Origin of the sequence: Stenotrophomonas sp. YIM B06876, assembly GCF_030711595.1 — a bacterium.
In the GTDB taxonomy this organism is placed as follows: Bacteria; Pseudomonadota; Gammaproteobacteria; order Xanthomonadales; family Xanthomonadaceae; genus Stenotrophomonas.
Window position 1 is genome coordinate 1 of sequence record NZ_JAUJUJ010000217.1, and the last position, 1,311, is coordinate 1,311.

Annotated in this window: 2 pseudogenes; both read left to right on the forward strand. The window is 63.8% G+C overall.

Annotated elements, in window-relative coordinates:
• Positions 1 to 62 precede the first annotated feature (62 nt).
• A pseudogene (locus QZH66_RS16220) lies at positions 63 to 356 on the forward strand (twitching motility protein PilT); the annotation flags it as partial.
• Positions 357 to 364: 8 nt separating this feature from the next.
• Positions 365 to 1,234: pseudogene (locus QZH66_RS16225) on the forward strand (type IV pilus twitching motility protein PilT); the annotation flags it as partial.
• Between the last annotated feature and the right edge of the window lie 77 nt (positions 1,235 to 1,311).

Sequence of the window (1,311 nt, forward strand, 5' to 3'; positions counted from 1 at the left end):
GGAGGTTGTTAACAATCATCGTCATAATGACCGCCGAGCCTACCAAACGAGAAGAGGGATCCGTGGACATCACCCAATTGCTGGCCTTCAGCGTCAAGAACAAAGCCTCCGATTTGCACCTGTCCGCGGGGCTGCCGCCGATGATCCGGGTCCACGGCGACGTGCGCCGCATCAATGTCGATGCGCTCGACCACAAGACCGTGCACGCCATGGTCTACGACATCATGAGCGATTCGCAGCGCAAGGCCTTCGAGGAATTCCTGGAGGTCGACTTCTCGTTCGAGATCGAGGGCCTGGCGCGCTTTCGCGTCAACGCCTTCAACCAGAACCGCGGCGCGGCCGCCGTGTTCCGCACCANGATTCGCAGCGCAAGGCCTTCGAGGAATTCCTGGAGGTCGACTTCTCGTTCGAGATCGAGGGCCTGGCGCGCTTTCGCGTCAACGCCTTCAACCAGAACCGCGGCGCGGCCGCCGTGTTCCGCACCATTCCGAGCAAGATCCTGACGCTGGAGCAGCTCAACGCGCCGAAGATCTTCGGCGAACTGGCGCTGAAACCGCGCGGCCTGGTGCTGGTCACCGGCCCCACGGGCTCGGGCAAGTCGACCACGCTCGCCGCCATGGTCAACTACCTCAACGAGACCGAGTACGGCCACATCCTCACGGTGGAAGACCCGATCGAGTTCGTGCACGAATCGAAGAAATGCCTGATCAACCAGCGCGAGGTCGGGCCGATGACGCTCTCCTTCGCGGCCGCGCTCAAGTCGGCGCTGCGCGAGGACCCGGACGCCATTCTGGTCGGCGAAATGCGCGACCTCGAAACCATCCGCCTGGCTATGACGGCCGCTGAGACCGGCCACCTGGTGTTCGGCACGCTGCACACCTCGAGCGCGGCCAAGACCATAGACCGCATCATCGACGTGTTCCCGGCCGAAGAAAAGGAGATGGTGCGCGCCATGCTGTCGGAGTCGCTGCAGGCCGTGGTCTCGCAAACCCTGTGCAAGCTCAAGGACGGCTCGGGCCGCGTCGCGGCGCACGAGATCATGCTCGGCACCAGCGCCATCCGCAACCTGATCCGCGAGGCCAAGGTGGCGCAGATGTATTCGACCATCCAGACCAGCAGCAGCCAGGGCATGCAGACGCTGGACCAGAACCTGACCGACCTGGTGCGCCGCAATATCATCAGCCCCGCCGAGGCCCGCAGCAAGGCCAAGATTCCCGACAACTTCCCGGGTTGATTCACACACCCCCCTGACACCGGCCGCCGCCCGGCGGCCCACTGGAGCTCCCCATGAAAGGCATCCTTGGTCTTCTG